Below are 17,799 nucleotides of genomic sequence, written 5' to 3' on the forward strand. Positions count from 1 at the left end.
TTTTCTTTTTGCTAAATCAATGGAATAATATATTCCATTGATTGGTTTTTAATTGGGATAATAAATGAGTGCACAATACACCTTGCTAGATTGGCTCGTGTTTGCAAGCTACGGAGCCATTTTATTACTCAGTGGTTGGTGGTTTAACCGTAAGCGGGCTAATTCTAGTCAAGACTTCTTTTTAGGTGGCAATAGCATGCCAACGTGGATGGTGGCAATTTCGGTATTAGCTACATCGCAATCCGCAGCCACGTTTATTGGCGGGCCAGATCAAGGTTATCAAGGGGATTTATCTTATTTAGCCACAAACATAGGCGCATTTATTGCTGCGTTTATTGTGTGCATTTTTCTTATCCCTAAATTTTATCAGCAGCAAGTTTATACCGTATACGAGCTATTAGAAAAGCGCATAGGCCCCAAAGCCAAGCGTCGTAGCGGCTTAATGTATTTATTTGGTCGTGTGTTTGCCAGTGGGGCGCGTTTATATATGGCTGCGATTGCTGTAGCTATGATTTTATATGGCAATATTGAAGCGCAAAGCGTGATTGTTGCCACACTATTACTCGCACTTGTTGGCTTGCTCTACACCGTATTTGGTGGTATTCGCAGTGTTATTTATTCTGATGTATTACAAACCGTGGTGTATGTGAGTGCAGCCATAGCGGTTATTTGGTGCTTATTGGCTATCATTCCTGCCGATTTTTCTACTATTGTAGCAACGCTAAATGAACCCTCTGCAGGCGCTGATTCTAAACTGGCATTGTTTAAGTTTGACTTAGGTTTTGGCCCCAGTGGCGTTTTTAATATGGCATCGGTATTAACAGGTTTTGTATTATTAAACATTGCAGCATTTGGCCTTGATCAAGACATGACCCAGCGCCTACTCACGTGTAAAAATGCCAAAGAGGGCAGTAAAGCCTTGGTGTTATCTATCGTGATGGTGATCCCCGTCATGTTAGTGTTTATCTCTATCGGTTTATTACTTTATATCGTTTATCAACAACCAGCACTAATGAACAGCGCAGGCGAGCAAGTCGTACAAGAGTTTAATGGTGAAAAAATTACCATCTTTATGTATTACGTATTGAACGAAGCTCCTGCAGGCGTTAAGGGGCTTGTTAGTGTCGGTATTATTGCGGCGGCAATATCAACGCTAAACTCAGGTTTGAGCTCAATGTCGTCAGTAATAGTACAAGATTTATATCGTCCTTATTTAGCTGCTAAAAATAAACAAGTCGCTGACGGCCACTTTGTTAAAGCGGGCCGTGTAGGGATGACTGTAGTCAGTGGAGCACTCGCTGCTATGGCGATTGCTTGTTATTTTTGGCAACAATACAGTGATATGCCACTTTTGAAGTTTGCATTAAGCGTAATGGTGTTCTCATACAGTGGTTTATTGGGCGTATATTTTACAACCTTATTTACTAAGCGAGGCAGTGAGGGCTCTGTGCTGGCTGCTTTATTAGTTGGTTTTGTTATTACCTTGCTAATGCAGCCTTACATGATTGATTGGCTGTTACCGCAAACAGAGCGCTTTTATCTCGGTTTCACATGGCAATTATGTATAGGTACAGCACTTTCAACCTTAGTGTGCTGTTTAGGCAAGCCTACTGAGAATAGTGTCGCGCAATGAATAAAATAAAATATCTATTAGCAGTTGATGGTGGTGGAACTAAAATAACGGCGCAGATAATTGAGCTTGCCAGCGGCATAAAATATAGCGCCGCAGGAGGGCAGGCTTCATTGCATAATGATTTTCAAACTGCATTGTCGAATATTGAACAGGTGATCAACGATCTCTATTTGCAAAGTAAGGCTAAAAGCGGTGAAGTACTCGCCGTAATGGGGCTTGCTGGCGGTGGGTCTTCAGTACTATCAAAAAGGCTATTAACAGCGCTAGAACTTGGCTGTGGTATTAAATTTGCCAAGCTGCATGTCTACAGCGATGCTATTACTTCATTATATGGGGCTAATAATGGGCAGCCTGTTGCTATTGTAGCACTTGGAACTGGGGCTGTAGGTGCACGACTTAATAATCACGGCGATACACAGTTAGTAGGAGGCTGGGGGTTTTTAGTTGATGATTTTGGCTCTGGTGCACGTTTAGGGCTAAGTGCTGTGCAGTGTTTACTTGATGAAATTGATCAATTTAGCCAGCCACAAAGCCTACTTACACGTAAACTAAGTGAACAAATAGGCGCAACCAGAGAGCAATTAAATGCTTGGTTGTACGAAGCGAGAGCGGTTGATTATGCGCGTTTTACTTATTTAGTATTTGAATTACAAAACGACTGTAAAATTGCTGAACTACTATTACAAAAGCACGCAAAGCAGGTGGAGCGTTTAATTAATAAAACGCGAGCTCAAAGCCAGCTACCTGTAATGCTGACCGGCGGATTAGCGGCCATAACATTACCCTTGTTAAGTGCAGCCATACAGCAATTAATAATACCTAAACAGGGCGATTCATTAAGCGGTGCCCTTATTTTAGCGCAACAAAATTTGCATATATTTTTAGATAGGACAAACCAATGAGTTCTGAACACGCATTTGAACAACAACGTACTCTTCTTGAAGAACTAAATGGTATTGTTTCTGAAGGGCAAAACCCTGCCACACTCGATATTGATTTACTGGATAGCATACAGATCTTGACCAAAATAAACACCGAAGATCAAAAAGTCGCTGATGCAGTAAAGTGCGTAATTCCTGAAATTGCAAAAGCGGTTGATCATATTGTCACAGCGTTTAAGCAAGGTGGGCGTTTAATTTATATTGGTGCAGGTACAAGTGGACGATTAGGTATTTTAGATGCAGTTGAATGCGCGCCCACTTATAGCGTAAGCGATCAGCAAGTGATAGGTATTATTGCGGGTGGGGAAACTGCATTTAAAAAAGCGGTAGAAGGCGCAGAAGACAGTTTAACGCTCAGTGTTGATGATTTAAAAGCGATTAATTTACAAGCCAAAGATGTCGTTGTCGGTATTGCCGCCAGTGGTCGTACACCTTATGTACGTGCCGCGATTGAATATGCAAAATCAGTAGGGTGCAAAACAGTAGGTGTAACCTGCAACCCTAACTCGTTAGTTATGCAATTACCAGATATTGGTATTTGCCCAGTAGTAGGCGCTGAGGCAGTCACCGGTTCTACACGAATGAAGTCGGGCACAGCGCAAAAGCTAGTGCTCAATATGTTAAGTACCGCCAGTATGATCCGTACCGGTAAAGTGTATAAAAACTTAATGGTTGATGTTAATGCCAGTAATGAAAAACTACATGCACGCGCTATTCGTATCGTGATGCAGGCAACTGATTGCACGCATCAACAAGCGGTTGATGCGCTTAAGCAGGCAAAGCAAAGTGCTAAATTAGCTATTTTAATTTTACTAACAGGCAAAGACGCCGCCCAAGCGCAACACATGCTCATGCAAGCTGATGGTTTTTTACGTAAAGCGGTGGAACTTTAAATGTTGCTAAGGGTAATTATTTTACTACAGTGCTTATTATTAATTGCGTGCACGGATAGTAACCAAGCTCAAAGTAATGCAAAAGCAACGGCTATTAAAAGTCAGCCTATCTTGGTTGGTGCTGCACAATATGAGGCCTATCTCGGGGCTTTAAAAGACAAGAGAGTTGGGCTGGTTGTTAATCAAACCTCGCAGGTTGACGGAACTCACTTAGTTGATTTGCTCAGAGATAAAGGCGTGGATGTAGTTAAAATATTCGCCCCTGAGCATGGTTTTCGGGGGGATTATGATGCTGGCGCACATGTTAAAAATACCACAGATACTAAAACGGGTATTGATGTAGTATCAATTTATGGCAGTAATAAAAAACCGGATCCAGCTGTATTGAGCGAGTTAGACGTCATAATTTTTGATATTCAAGATGTAGGTGTGCGCTTTTATACGTATATCAGTTCAATGCATTACATGATGCAAGCGGCGGCATTACATAATCTTGAATTTATAGTGTTAGATCGGCCAAACCCGAATATCGCTTACGTAGATGGACCAATTTTAGAGCCTCAGTTTCGTTCCTTTGTAGGCATGCACCCGATCCCTGTTTTACACGGTATGACTGTGGGGGAATTAGCTAAAATGATCAAAGGCGAGCGCTGGATTGATAAGGCAGAGCAGCTTAAGCTGCGTATTATTCCTGTTGCTAATTATACCCGCAACACAGAATATAAAGTGCCAATAAAACCGAGTCCTAACTTACCTAATGCGCAAGCTATTAACTTGTATCCATCATTGTGCTTTTTTGAAGCAACCCCGATATCAATTGGTCGTGGCACTGACTTTGCCTTTCAGGTTATTGGTTATTCGCCAGTGGGACTAGGGGAATTTAGTTTTACCCCGCGGGCAATTAAAGGCGCGTCTATGAACCCAAAATTTAAAGATGTTACCGTATTGGGGCAAGACTTACGTGCAAGTGCCATAACAGGTTTGGATTTAAATATATTTATTAATGCGTATACACAATTAACTCAAGCGAATCAGGTGTTTTTTGAACGACCAGATTTTATGGATAAACTCGCTGGCACAGATAAGCTGCGTTTAGCTATAAAAGCAGGTAAGTCAGAGCAGCAAATAAAGCAAAGCTGGCAGGCAGGGCTTACTACTTTTATGCAAAAACGTGAACCGTATTTACTGTATAAATACAACTCGCTTTATTAGCGATGAGAACGGTTAGATTAGTAAACAGTTAAGCACTAAAAAGGCCACTTGTGTGGCCTTTTTAGTGCTTAACTTGAATATAGGTTAATTTAGTTATTTATTTCTAAATTCACCCACTACATCATTAGAGTGTTCAAGTAACTTTCTACCTTGACGGCTTGATTGAGTCAAAGCAATAAAGAGAATATCGATAACAAAATCTTGTGCCGTACGTGCAAGAATCGACGACAACCGTACTGACTCTTCTTCAGCAACAGAGTACAACCTCACATTCGCTTGATCGGCAACCGGGTTACTACCAAACTTAGTAACCGAGATCACATAACTGTCGTTTTTCTTAGCTTGCTTCACTACTTCGGCAATCTCTCTGGTTACGCCAGATTCACTTATCGCGATGACTAAATCACCTTTACCAAATGTAGATACGTAGGCTAGCTGTGCGTGGCCATCTGGTTCAGCTATTGCAGGCATACCTAGCTTTTGCAGCTTATAAGAGAAATCTTTAGCAACAAGTGCTGAACCACCTAAACCACATATAAGAATACGCTTAGCTGATTTTAATAAGCTAACAGCTTGTTCAATAGGCTGTGCTTCGTTTAGGTTTTTAGTTTCCGTTAAAACCGCTAATTTACTACTGAGTAGTTTTTCAGCTATTTGTTCTAACGAATCACTTAACGTAATTTTGCCGTGTAGTTTTGGCTCTGTTACTTCGTCATTGAGTGCATCGATTACAGCAAGTTTAAATGCAGGAAACCCTTTATAACCGAGTTTTTGTGAAAACTTCACTACACTTGACTGACTTACTCCGACTACCTTTGCAAGTTCTACCGAAGATAGATTTCTAATGGCGTTAGCAGAGTTTAATGTGAAGTCTGCTAGTTTGGCTTCGCTGCTCGATAGAGACTGACGTAAGGCTTTAATTTTAACAAATGTAGACATGTTACTCGCTTATTTATGTATTTGGCGTATTTATAGCATTAATCGAAATAACTTTGTACTTATTTTGGGTTCAAATGTAACTATTTAAATTTTATTATTGCTCTATTTGGTATTGTTTAAATTATTTATTTTGCACTTGATTGTTATATCGTTGGAATATTCTAGTTCACGCTGGGTTGTTTGCAATAATAAAACAGTATTGTCGCTGGCATTCACGAATACAACTACTTTCAGATATTTAATAACAGCACATATTTATGTAATAAAAATTATTGGTAATTTTGGTTTGGTGCCTAATGCGAATAAAAAACTCTTGCTGCAACGTACCCGACTAGTAACCCCAAGACCCAGATTAAATAGTTGATCAGCGACTCATTTCAAGCTTGTATATTAGCAAATAACTCAACCAAAATTAAGGTTAAGTTATTTGCCTTAATGACATTCATTTAGATCCATTTCTACTTAAGCATCAGGTTAATAAATTAGTAGTTAGTAGCCAGTCAAAAAAGCGACTTTTAAAAGCACTTTGGGGAGGCGTTTTGTTACATATTTTTCTAGCAGCATGTACCTAATACCAATCTTCATAAATATTTGAACAATTTAATGAATTAAATCACTCTATAACGTCGTTAAAATTTTTTCATTTAGAACAACTAGATATAAAAATTATTGCCTAGGGCTCGCTGCCCAAAGGGTTCTTCCTAGGGGCGATTGACTCTTTGTTGCTCGGTTTTTACTTAGCCCACTAGGCTACAAATCTCGCGCCGCGATTAAATCGCCCCTAGATTGAACAAATTTCAATCCACAAAGGTCAACACGCCCTAGTTTATAGCGCAATTTTCTGTCATTAAATAAACCTCATATCTAAGCGGATTGGTATAAGTCGCATCAGGTATGCATTTCAGTTGGAGTTAACAGCGATTTAGGTAGGTATTAATTGTAAAGTAACGCCTTAAAATTGCTCTCCAATAAGGTGTTGAGTTAAATGCTTTAGGTTGTTTGGTTATAAATATCTTTAAGTATAGGTGTGGGTTTTGCTGACGCGTTCGTTTTTATCAGTAGGATGGATCAATTAGAATTTAATTATGTCGAGTATTACTCAAGTAAACTACCCACGTATGTCTGAGCTTAAACGTACCACAGCAGAGGTACACGATAATTTAGATAATAAAATTATGGCTCAATCACCTTTTACGTCAAAAGAAAATTATGGCGATTTTTTACGCTTTCAATATTTGTTGTTAAAACATGTAGAGCCAATTTATCAAAGTGAACAGTTAATTGTATTTTTTAGTGATTTAGCACAGCGAAATCGCTGTACTGATATTGTACTTGATTTACATGATATAGGTATGAAAACACACAATTTAGAACAGCAAATAGATATTAATAGTTTGACGATAGCGCAGGCTGTCGGTTGGCTCTATGTGATTGAAGGCTCAAAGCTCGGAGCCGCAATGTTAGCTAAAGAGGTAACACAGTTAGATCTAAATGCTGAATTTGGTGCGCGTTTCTTAGCAGGTCCTGGGAATGGGCGTGGAAGCCAGTGGCGAGGGTTTATGCAAGCTGTAGAAGCTCTTAATTTAACAAATGATGAAGAGCAGCAGCTTTATCAAGGTGCAAAGCAAGCTTTTGCTACCGCACATCAGTTACTTGATGTTGTTTATCAGTAACGTATATAAGTGTTAAATTCAGTGTTAAATTCAGTGTTAAGGCAAGCGTTGCCAATTAAAAAAATTATATATTTTATAGCTGGCTGCATTAGTGTCGCCTTGGCTGTAATTGGTATGTTGTTGCCAGTAATGCCTACGACAGTTTTTTTAATTATTGCGCTTGCTTGTTTTACTCGCTCAAATAAAAAATTAGCCAACTGGTTGCTTACACATCCGAAATTTGGAAACGTTTTAAGTAATTGGCAGGTGAGCCGAGTTGTACCTAAAAAAGCTAAGTACTTTGCGCTTATTAGCATACTAATTAGTTTTTTTATTATTACACTCACAAGTCAGTCTGTTTGGCTTCCTGTATTTTGCTTTTTGATTTTTGCACTTGTTATTAATTACCTTTTCTCTAAACCGAGCGAGCTCTATGAGTTACGTCAAAATAAAAAATATAAAATACTTCAAGGAGTGTTATTAGCCGTATTATTTCACTTTATATTTGCTTGGATTATATTTTTTAACACAAGTACAAATATTGAGCCAGTGCAACATAAGCAAACCCCTAAAGTGATAGATATTACATTTGTAGAAGCGGCAGCACCAAAGCCTGAATTAGTTGAAAGTAAAAAGGTTGCTAAACAGGCTACTCAAGCGCAAGAGGCTGTTAAGAAAAAGTTGCCTCCCCCAAAGGCGAAAGAGCAACTACAAGTTCTAGCAAAAAAACAACCTGATAAACAAGATGTTATTATAGAGCCTGTGGTGAAGCCTCCTACAAAAGAACACGTTACTAAAACTAAACTAGACTCAGATCCAAAAAATACAAAATTTGAAGAAATATCACAAGATTCAGCAGTTGCCGCGATGGTTGAGCAGCAATACAGCTTATCTCAGCAACAGGTTGCAACAGGAAAGAAAAGCTGGAGAGCTAGTTTACTTGGCCATTTAATGGCTTATAGGAAGTACCCAACGTCAGCTATTATGAAAAAACAAGAAGGGGTCGTGTATTTAAAGGTGTTATTAGCGCGAGATGGGGGATTAATGCAGCTAGACATAGTAAAGGGATCGGGGATTAATCGGCTCGATATTGCAGCAATTGAAACAATCCGTGGCGCAGAGCCATTTCCAAAAGTGCCTGACGAATTAGAAGCACCTCATGAATTATTATTGCCTGTTGAGTTTTATTTACGCAATAAATGATAATAATTACTGTTTGTATTCGATTTTTATTTAGGTACAATATCAGTCACTTTACAATGTAGTCGATACCATGCCTTTTACAGATTATAGCCAAGTCGTGAAGATAATGTCACGGCGTACCGGTTGTCGAGATAAAGCTCAAAGCTTGATCCAAGAAGCGATCGCTCGTTTACTGAAACAAGGAAAAAGGCAATCTAGTAATCCCGAAAAACAGGTTAATAGAGCGCTGATATTGAAAACAGCTAATAATTTATTTGTTGATTTATATCGTCGTGAAAAGATCTGCCAATTCACGCCTTTGCCGGACGAAGAAAGCTCTATCTATGAGTTACCTCATTTAGATCCTGAAACGACTTTAATTGCTCAGCAAGAACTTGCACAATTAGAAAAGTGTATAGCCAGCTTACCTGAAAAGTGCCGTGAAGCATTTATCTTGTATAAGTTTAAGTGCTTGAGTCAAACACAAATCGCTGAACATATGCAGATATCGCAAAGTATGGTCGAAAAGCATTTACTTAAAGCCATGAGCCGTTGTAGAGAGATATTATTAAAAGAATGATGAATAATTCTAATAAAAATCAGCAAGTATTTGAGCAAGCAACGTTGTGGTTGTTAAGGCTTAAAGACGAACCAAGTGAACAGCAAATACATAATTGGCAAAAGTGGCTGAAAATTTGCCCACAAAACGCAGAGGCATTTGAAGAAAGTGTATTGTTGGACGCAAAGTTGGGAAATTTATCGCAGCAAAGTATGGAGCGATTACTTGCATTATTACCAAAAAGTAATATCAAAAAAGTTAGCTTTATTAGACCTTTAGTCGCATTGGCTGCTTCACTTGCAGTTATTGCGGTTAGCTTTTTCCACTTTAACGCGAGTAGACCGACGATATATTTAACACAAATAGGCGAAACAGCTTCTTTTATTTTAAGTGATGGTAGCCAGATTCTGTTAGATAGTGATACCGAATTAAATGTAGAATATAGCGATAATACTCGCCGTATAGAGTTACTTAAAGGGCAGGTAATCTTTGATGTTACTCCTGAAAAACAGCGTCCTTTTATTGTTGTTGTCGAAGAAATTGATATCAAAGTACTTGGTACACAATTTAATGTTAATCGCCTTAAAGATCAAGTCGTTGTTGCTGTAAAAAAAGGTAAAGTAAAAGTAACAGATCCAACTGTTGGTGATGTGTTTTTGACAGCTAATCAAGGGTATAACAGCATCAATGATAGGCAGTTTAACCTCACTGAAACTCAGTTTGCTATATGGCAACAGGGGCGCATTCAATTTTCGAATACCCCTTTGAACTTTGCTGTTGAGCAGCTTAATCGTTATCAAGATAAGCCATTTAAACTCAAACAAACAAGTCTAAATCAGCTCTCTCTTAGTGGGACATACCAATTAAATGATATAGACAATACCGCAAAGCTACTCCCTAAAGTGCTTCCTGTAGATGTTATTGATAATGGTTATTTTTGGCTGATTCAGCAAAGGTGAAAAATGAATACTTAGGGATATTTTATACATTTTTTGATAGCGAAGGCCTCAGTTTGTTTTTAAAGGTAAAAAAATAAGAGTTTAGAGGTGAGAGATAATTATTCTCATTCGTTTTATAAAGTAGTAGTCATTAACATGAGTTTATAAAATGAAAAAAATGCAGTTATCTTCTCTCGCGCTCGCAATAGGCTTAAGCACCGTTGGTGTTGAAGCTTATGCCAGTAGTGACATATTAATGCTTGATATTAAACCTCAGCCACTAGAAACCACTTTGAATCTGATTGCCACACAGGCAAATATGACCTTAGTATTTGATCCTAAATTAGTTGACTCATTGACAGCCCCTCAGTTGCAAGGTCCTGCCACGGTTCGTGATGTTTTAATGCAAGTTTTAAATAATACAGGTATTGAAGCGACAATTGACGGTAATACAATCATTTTAAAAAAGCTAAGTAACTCGCAATCAGCGACAGAGTTATCAGCTTTATCTGTTGTGGGTAGTTATATCGCACCAGGCATGTTTGATGAAGCAAGTGTGGAATCGCAGGATTTACCTTACTTAAAAACAAGTTCAAATGTGCAGCTCAATAGTGGCTATATAGAGCAGTTTCGCGGTACATCCGCAGGAGATATGCTTAAAGGTATTCCCGGTGTCGAAGTTGGTGAAGCACGCAATGGGGGAGCGATAGATGTCAATATACGTGGTGTGCAAGGTCAAAATCGTGTGCCCGTGGTTGTTGATGGCAGTATTCAAAGTACCACAGTTTATCGTGGTTATGCTGGGATAGCTGATCGTTCATATATAGATCCAGATCTAATTAGTACTGTTTCGATAGATAAAGGCCCAACAAATAGTGCTCAAGGTATGGGGGCAGTGGGTGGTGTTGTCGTGATGGAGACATTGAAGAGCGATGATATATTACGAAATGGACAGCAGCATGGCGTTCGTATCAAAGGAGGTATGCAAAGTAATAGCATTGATGCACAAAGCGACTTTGATGCGACCCCCCGTAATGATGCTCCTGATTTGGTAACTAGTGATGGTGAGTTCATTAATATTGCTTATGCTACTGCACAAGAGGGATTTGATTTAGTTGTCGCAGCCTCACACCGTGATATTGGTAATTATTTTGCAGGTAATGACGGCCGGGAACGATACTTCTACGATGAAGAGGTGAGTGATTGGAAGCAAATCGATGGTGAATGGGTTGAAAAAAAGCGCATTGTTATAAATGAGGGGATCGCTCGCTTTTATAAATCAGGGGAAGAAGTTCTCAATACTTCGAATAAGAACACCTCAGTTTTAGTTAAACCAACTTTTCATATTAATGACGACTCATCACTGGAGCTCAGTTACCGAAAATACAAAGCTGTTTATGGTGAAATTATGGCCTCACAAATTTTTCGTAATACAGGTGACACGTTAAAACAGTGGAAATCTTCTGAGCAAGATATAGATACATATAGCGCTCGTTATAAATATACTTCTCCAGATAATCCATTGCTTAAAAATTTAAAAGTGAATCTTTGGCATACAAGTACTGATTCTAAAGCGTATAACGGATCAGTCTTTAGCAACCCAAGAGAGGGAAATGAAAGGCCACCAACACATGATTGTGAATCATGTGTTGATGTATTGTATTTAGCAAAAACGGAATCGCTCAGAACAGGGTTTGATATTAGTAATCAAAGCATACTTCAAGGTACAGATTATGGCGTAATTAGTTTTGACTACGGCTATAGCTTTCAAAAAGAATCAATAGGACCAGGATCTGATGTTCAATACTCTCAAGAAGATATCGATACAAATCGCTTTCATCGTGATGGTGATAGATATGAGAGCAGCGTGTTTTTGCAAACTAAATGGTCGCCTGTTGATTGGTTAAGTTTTGAAGCTGGTGGTCGCTATAGCTGGTTTAGAGTACAAGAAAATAATGATTATAGAGAAGAAGATGTACGCAGATTTAAAGAAATATTTCTACTGAAACAATCGGATGAGACCCTTGAACGAATTGGACATGTTCGTTGGCTTCCTGATGAAAATGGTGATTATACTGATGCCAATGATCCGCGTGTAACTGGAGTAGGCACTGTTAATCTAGGTGAGCTAGGCAGTGTTGATATCTCTGAAGTTGATTACAATCTTGCTTTTCTTGGTTTTGAGACGCAAGAAGGCTTAGGCACGTACACTGTATACCCTGGAGCATCACGAAAGCAGAATGGCTTTGCGCCAAATTTCGCGGTAAATATGCAACTAAGTGAAAGTTGGTTGGCGTACGCACGTTATAGCGAAGCGTTAAGAATGCCAAGTATAATGGAATCAACGAGAGGCTGGTCAGTATCAAGGAATATTCTTGACATAAGACCTGAACATGCAAAAAATAAAGAGATCGGTTTTTCTTTCATTAGCGATGATTTATTCACAGGCTTAACAATGCGAGCCAAGGTGGCTTATTTTGATAATAAAATTGAAGACTACATCACTCGCCACACAATTTCAGATAATAACCTAAGCGCAACTGATATTGGTTTAGCAATGGGAAACACTGATAGCTTTAATACAAAAGGGTTTGAGTTCCAAAGCCGTTTTGAAGTGGGTGGATTTTATGCTGATCTAAGCGCTACATATTATACTGAGGCGGAATTATGTGACGCGGAAGTCGCACAAACATTTCGTGATAATCCATATGCGAATAGACAAGGAGACATCCCGGATTGTTCAAAAACGGGTTTTTCAGGCATGTATGTTGCCAACCATATACCACCACAAAAATCAGTTGCAGCAATTTTGGGCGTAAAGTTTCTTGATGATAGCTTAGATATAGGTACGCGTATTACTTATACGGGTAAGCCTGATACTGATTATGACAGTAAGTTAAGTTGGCAAAATTATCATGGTTCAGCGCCGCATGTACCAACCGTGGCTTACACTTTAATTGATGCTTATATCAATTATAAAATCACAGATAATATGGACGTTAACTTTAATATTGCTAACTTAACAAATGAGTTTTACCTCGATGCTTTAGCATTAAGCTTAATAGCTGGGCCAGGGCGAACATCACAATTAACCTTTACGGCACGTTTTTAAATCAAAGTAATCAATAAAATCACTCAGGCGAGTGAAAGCTGAGTGATTTTATATGTAGTAGTTAAAAATTAACTTAGGAAGTGTAATGGAAAATCCATATGGGATCGCGTCGTTATGGCAGCAAAGTGATGCGGTTATTAAGTTTGTTGGCTTTGCATTGTTGGCTATGTCCTTAGCGTCTTGGGCGGTTATTTTTATGCGCTTAATTAGCTTACTAAAATTAAGAAAGGCTAAATATTTAATCGCAGAGTTTTGGCAGCAACAAGATATAAATAAGGGAATCGATTTATTGGCTCCACAGCCACCATTCCAAAAATTAGTATCGCAAGGTCTACAGGCCAAAGCTCACCATCAAAACCATCAAGCACAGTTGCAAGGTCAAGTCCCTCTTTCTGATTGGCTAACAACAGCGCTTAAAAATAATATTGATGATACACGAGAGTCACTATCGGGTGGGTTGGCAATATTAGCATCTGTAGGCTCGACTTCACCCTTTATCGGCTTGTTTGGTACTGTGTGGGGAATTTATCATGCTTTAATTGGAATCGGTTTATCAGGTTCGGCCAGTATAGACAAAGTCGCAGGGCCGGTCGGTGAGGCGTTAGTTATGACGGCGTTTGGCCTAGCTGTTGCGATCCCTGCTGTACTTGGATATAACGCAATTAGCCGTGCAAATAAGGCTATAATAATACAAATGAATCGTTTTGCTTCGCAGCTACATGCTTATTATTTAACAGGTTCAGTACAATCGAAGGTAGGCTAGAAAATGTCATTTAATGTTGATAGTGATGATGAAGACGTTATGAATGAAATTAATATGACGCCATTGGTGGATGTTATGCTCGTTCTGTTAATTATTTTTATTATTACAGTACCGGTGATTAACCAATCGATAGAGCTTGATTTACCTGTTGCAAAAAGCGAAAAGCTGGAAGTTAAGCCAAAGGCTATTGTGTTATCTGTTAACAGTGAAGGCGATTATTTTTGGGCTGAACAAGCGATAAGTAAAAAAGAGCTTGTTGAACGTTTACTCATTGCTGCCCAAGAAACAATGCAACCTATTGTGCATATCCGAGGGGATAAAACGACTCAATATAAGAATGTAGTATTTTTAATGGAACAGGTGCAGCAAGCTGGTATTAACAGCATGGCTTTTATTACTGAAGAAAAAAAACCTTAACCCTAAAACCTCGAATTACACTCTGGGTTATCTTCTTAACTTTCAATTGTGAGTCACTAATCTTGTAATAAAAATACGGCGTGGATTTTCGCGCCTATAAGTATTTTCTTATTAAAATAAATCGCTTTTAAACTAACTCTTTGGGCGTTTCACAGGCGTTGACTCTCACTGTTGTTACTTATTAAGCGCGCCTGTCATTGTTGCAAAATAACGCCTAGATATAACAACCTGGAAAATGCTAAATTCTGCACCTTACTGTGGTCATGTTTTTACCTCGTCTTTTTACAGGCTGTTTGCTTACCGTTTTACTGCTCTTAATATCTACCTTTTTGATATTGCACCCCAGAAGCTAATTCATTAAAGGGCCGGCGAGTGTTTTTAGTGGCGGCTCTCTACTCAACTTGAATTTGTACGCAGCCATGCCTTTGTTGTTAAAAAGAGTATTAACACTAAAAGTATATGTTATTGCTATTGTTTATTTTATATGGAATATTTTATTTTACTATGGTTTGAGCTGTGTTACTGTTTAAAGGGAAAAACGTTCAAATAGATAAGCGTTAGGGGTACAGCTAGTTTCTGCTGTGGCGCTTTATAAAGGACGTACCACATATTACTAAATAATAAATAGCAGGCTCAGTGGGAGAAACAACAGTGAAACTTAATAAAATAGCAATATGCCTTGCAATAGCAGGTTGTGCTTCAGCAAATGCAGCACAAGATGAGCAAGACGAAAAGAAAATTGAGCGTATTGAAGTCACAGGCTCAAGTATCAAGCGCACATCCCTTGAAGGTGATCTACCAATTACAATCATTAGCCGCAGTGATATTGATGCTGCAGGTATTAGCTCGGCAGAACAACTCATGTTGCAGCTAAATATTGGTTCTAATTCAAATGATGGTTTAGGGAGTAATACAGGGATTGTGAGCGGTGAAGAACGCGGTAATAATGGCGCATCAAGTGCTAACCTTCGACAGCAAGGTGCGGGTTCAACGCTGGTATTATTAAATGGTCGCCGAATTGCAAGTCATGGTTTAAAGGGGGCATCTGTTGATTTAAACTCAATCCCGTTTGCTGCAATTGAACGTGTTGAAGTGCTGCGTGATGGGGCATCTGCGGTGTATGGTACTGATGCTGTTGGTGGGGTCATTAACTTTATCTTGAAAAAAGATTACCAAGGCGTGCAATTAAACGCATTTACTGACATTACACAAGCAGGTGGCGGTAATATTAATCGCTTTAGTATACTTGCCGGTACTGGCGATTTAAACAGCGATGGCTACAATGTCATGGGTTCAGTATCGTATAAAAAAGTCGATATATTACGCGGCTCTGACCGTGATTTTACAAACACTTTCCAACCAAATCGAGGTTTATCGCCAGATACGCGTGGTGGTCCTTTTGCGTCAATCAATAACCGTGGTAACGGCGATGATCCAACCAATGGAAATTATAACTTAATTGGTACAGGGCTTATTGACCCCAATAACCTTGATGCACAAGGTAATCCATACGCTAATAATGTGCTTAATGTATTAGCACTTCCTGGGCAGCCTGGGTGTGAATCAATTGAAGGCATGGGCGTTGATACTGGCGCACTGTGGAATCGCGAAAATGAAACACACAGTTGCGCATGGGATTACCCAAGAGCTGCGGTTTTACAACAACCAGTTGACAGCATTGATTTTGTATCGCGTGCTACGTTTAAATTAGATGAAGACACCGAGCTATTTGCCGAAGTTATTGGCTCAGAAGTGACTTCTAAAAAGATTTTTGAACCTAACCAAATTACGCCGTGGTCAATTGGTTCAGCAGGGTATTACCCAAGCACAGGTTCATCGTATAATTATATAGTTGATGCATTATCTGACTATTATGGCGCGGATCAGTTAAATATTGGTGCACCTATTGCCTATCGCTGGCGCTGTATGGATTGTGGTAACCGTGAAATCGAAACAACGACCACGTCTTATAAAGTACAGTTGGGCATGGAAGGCATTATTGGCGACTGGGATTACAAAGCCGGTATTTCACGTTCATCAAACGAGGCTGAATCAGAGCTCGGTGGTGGCTATCACTATACTGAGCTACTTGCGCAGGCAATTGGTAGCGGTGCTGTTAACCCCTTTTTGTTAGCGGGAGAAACACAAACTCAAGCGGGTATGGATGCAATTGAAGCAGCATCAGCGCGTGGCGTAACCTTATATGGCGGCGAAACAACCCTTACACAAATTGATGCGTCGATCTCAGGTGATACAGGTTTTGAACTTGGTCTTGGCGGCGACACGATTATGGTGGCAACAGGTATTGATTTACGCCGTGAGGGCTATAAGTTTAATGGGGATCGTCGTGAATCAGAAAATAGACCTGCCATTTATGGGGCGCCATTTGATAATGGTAACGAACTTGATGATGTTCACCGTGATATAAAAGCGGTATTTGTTGAAGCGCTTATTCCTGTAGTTGATAGTTTAGAGATTAACTTAGCTGCACGTTATGACCATTACTCAGGCTTTGGCGGCACAACTAACCCTAAAATTGGTGTTAAGTATCAACCCATGGAAGAGTTGTTATTTCGTGGTGCATACAGCACAGGGTTTAGAGCGCCTTCGTTTAATCAGCTATTTAATGGCGTATCAGAGCAGCCGTACACAGGCTCCGATTTAGCTGATCCTGCTTCGTGCGCAAATGGCATCGTTGATGTGTCAAACCCTAGTTGCCAACCTATCACCCCTGCGTTAGTTTATGGCGGCAAAGAAGACTTAGGGCCTGAAGAGTCAAAACAATCGAGCTTTGGTTTCGTATGGGCACCAAGCAGCGAATTTAGCTTTAACCTTGATTGGTGGGAAATAATCACAGAGGGCACAATACAAACGCCAAACTTTCGTGATTTACTCGAAAATTACGAGACATTTAGCGGTAACTTCTTACGCGATGCACAAGGTAACTTAACAGGTATTGATATGCGCTATATTAATGCCGGTGAGCGTAATACCAGTGGTGTTGAAGTGGGTATGCAGGTCAATGGTCAGTTAGGTGCAGGCTTATGGGATATTAACTTCAATGGTAGTTATTTAATTGAAGATAAGAAAAAACTTCTTGATAGCATTGCATTTGGCGATAACTTAGTTGGCACTCATTCTCGTGGAAATATTCCACTTCGTTGGAAGCATACCATCGCCTTTAACTATACGCAGGGTGATTGGCGTCATAATGTGACACAAATTTACCGTGATAGTTATGCAGATGAAGTGCCAGCAGGCGTGCAATCGGGTGCAATTAGTATCGGTGAAATCGAAAACTATAACCCAACGGTATCAAGTTATTTAATTTATAACTACAGCGTAGCGTATACCGGGTTTGATAATGTAGGTATTACGTTTGGTATTAAAAACCTGTTTGACCGTGATCCACCGTTTACAGCTCATCAAAACGATTACTCACCAGGTGCTGCGTTTGATCCTCGTGTAGCGAGCGCGCGTGGTCGAGCATATACGCTTAATGCAGAATATCGCTTTTAATTGAGTGTATATAAGGCCAAAGTGTAATTAGGGAGACTG

The 17,799-nt window shown here is 39.5% G+C and carries 13 protein-coding genes; 12 read left to right on the forward strand and 1 reads right to left on the reverse strand.

Translation table 11 applies throughout. The features are described from left to right. Window positions 1-64: 64 nt before the first annotated feature. Genes ACJJVX_RS10240 through ACJJVX_RS10255 form a run of 4 tightly spaced genes read left to right on the forward strand, consistent with a single transcriptional unit; the run spans window position 65 to window position 4,679 of the window. Entirely contained in the window at window positions 65-1,633 is a 1,569-nt protein-coding gene (locus tag ACJJVX_RS10240) for a sodium:solute symporter (RefSeq protein WP_405631331.1), read from the forward strand. Continuing rightward, window positions 1,630-2,535, forward strand: coding sequence for a BadF/BadG/BcrA/BcrD ATPase family protein (locus ACJJVX_RS10245; protein ID WP_054205351.1), 906 nt, complete (start codon window positions 1,630-1,632; stop codon window positions 2,533-2,535). The genes ACJJVX_RS10240 and ACJJVX_RS10245 overlap by 4 nt, the downstream gene beginning before the upstream one ends. Beyond that, a complete protein-coding gene (gene murQ / locus ACJJVX_RS10250) occupies window positions 2,532-3,467 on the forward strand; it encodes an N-acetylmuramic acid 6-phosphate etherase (RefSeq protein ID WP_169327845.1) in 936 nt (311 codons plus the stop codon). The genes ACJJVX_RS10245 and murQ overlap by 4 nt, the downstream gene beginning before the upstream one ends. Beyond that, entirely contained in the window at window positions 3,468-4,679 is a 1,212-nt protein-coding gene (locus ACJJVX_RS10255) for an exo-beta-N-acetylmuramidase NamZ domain-containing protein (RefSeq protein ID WP_405631334.1), read from the forward strand. A gap of 93 nt (window positions 4,680-4,772) precedes the next feature. On the opposite strand, the gene ACJJVX_RS10260 is transcribed toward ACJJVX_RS10255, so the two are convergent. Further along, entirely contained in the window at window positions 4,773-5,618 is an 846-nt protein-coding gene (locus ACJJVX_RS10260; protein WP_054205354.1) for a MurR/RpiR family transcriptional regulator, read from the reverse strand. A gap of 1,085 nt (window positions 5,619-6,703) precedes the next feature. Here ACJJVX_RS10260 and ACJJVX_RS10265 point away from each other — a divergent pair. The 8 genes from ACJJVX_RS10265 (at window position 6,704) to ACJJVX_RS10300 (ending at window position 17,760) form a co-directional block, all read left to right on the forward strand. Continuing rightward, entirely contained in the window at window positions 6,704-7,291 is a 588-nt protein-coding gene (locus ACJJVX_RS10265; protein WP_405631336.1) for a biliverdin-producing heme oxygenase, read from the forward strand. A gap of 114 nt (window positions 7,292-7,405) precedes the next feature. Further along, window positions 7,406-8,473 carry a TonB family protein gene (locus ACJJVX_RS10270; protein WP_231659047.1) on the forward strand — a complete coding sequence of 356 codons (1,068 nt, stop codon included), beginning with the start codon at window positions 7,406-7,408 and terminating at the stop codon, window positions 8,471-8,473. Window positions 8,474-8,543: 70 nt separating this feature from the next. Continuing rightward, a complete protein-coding gene (locus ACJJVX_RS10275; RefSeq protein WP_054205356.1) occupies window positions 8,544-9,032 on the forward strand; it encodes a sigma-70 family RNA polymerase sigma factor in 489 nt (162 codons plus the stop codon). Beyond that, window positions 9,029-9,970, forward strand: a complete 942-nt coding sequence (locus ACJJVX_RS10280) for a FecR domain-containing protein (RefSeq protein ID WP_082379039.1) — start codon at window positions 9,029-9,031, stop codon at window positions 9,968-9,970. The genes ACJJVX_RS10275 and ACJJVX_RS10280 overlap by 4 nt, the downstream gene beginning before the upstream one ends. Before the next feature lie 157 nt (window positions 9,971-10,127). Continuing rightward, window positions 10,128-13,061, forward strand: a complete 2,934-nt coding sequence (locus ACJJVX_RS10285) for a TonB-dependent receptor domain-containing protein (RefSeq protein WP_405631339.1) — start codon at window positions 10,128-10,130, stop codon at window positions 13,059-13,061. Window positions 13,062-13,146: 85 nt separating this feature from the next. Then, complete coding sequence (locus tag ACJJVX_RS10290) at window positions 13,147-13,824, forward strand: MotA/TolQ/ExbB proton channel family protein (protein ID WP_405631341.1); 678 nt, start codon at window positions 13,147-13,149, stop codon at window positions 13,822-13,824. A 3-nt stretch (window positions 13,825-13,827) separates the two neighbouring features. Next, window positions 13,828-14,241: a biopolymer transporter ExbD gene (locus ACJJVX_RS10295; protein ID WP_054453155.1), complete on the forward strand. Its 414-nt coding sequence runs from the start codon at window positions 13,828-13,830 to the stop codon at window positions 14,239-14,241. A gap of 651 nt (window positions 14,242-14,892) precedes the next feature. Next, window positions 14,893-17,760: a TonB-dependent receptor domain-containing protein gene (locus ACJJVX_RS10300; RefSeq protein ID WP_054453343.1), complete on the forward strand. Its 2,868-nt coding sequence runs from the start codon at window positions 14,893-14,895 to the stop codon at window positions 17,758-17,760. Window positions 17,761-17,799 lie beyond the last annotated feature (39 nt).

Origin of the sequence: Pseudoalteromonas sp. Ld20 (assembly GCF_045064175.1) — a bacterium.
GTDB lineage: Bacteria > Pseudomonadota > Gammaproteobacteria > Enterobacterales > Alteromonadaceae > Pseudoalteromonas > Pseudoalteromonas neustonica.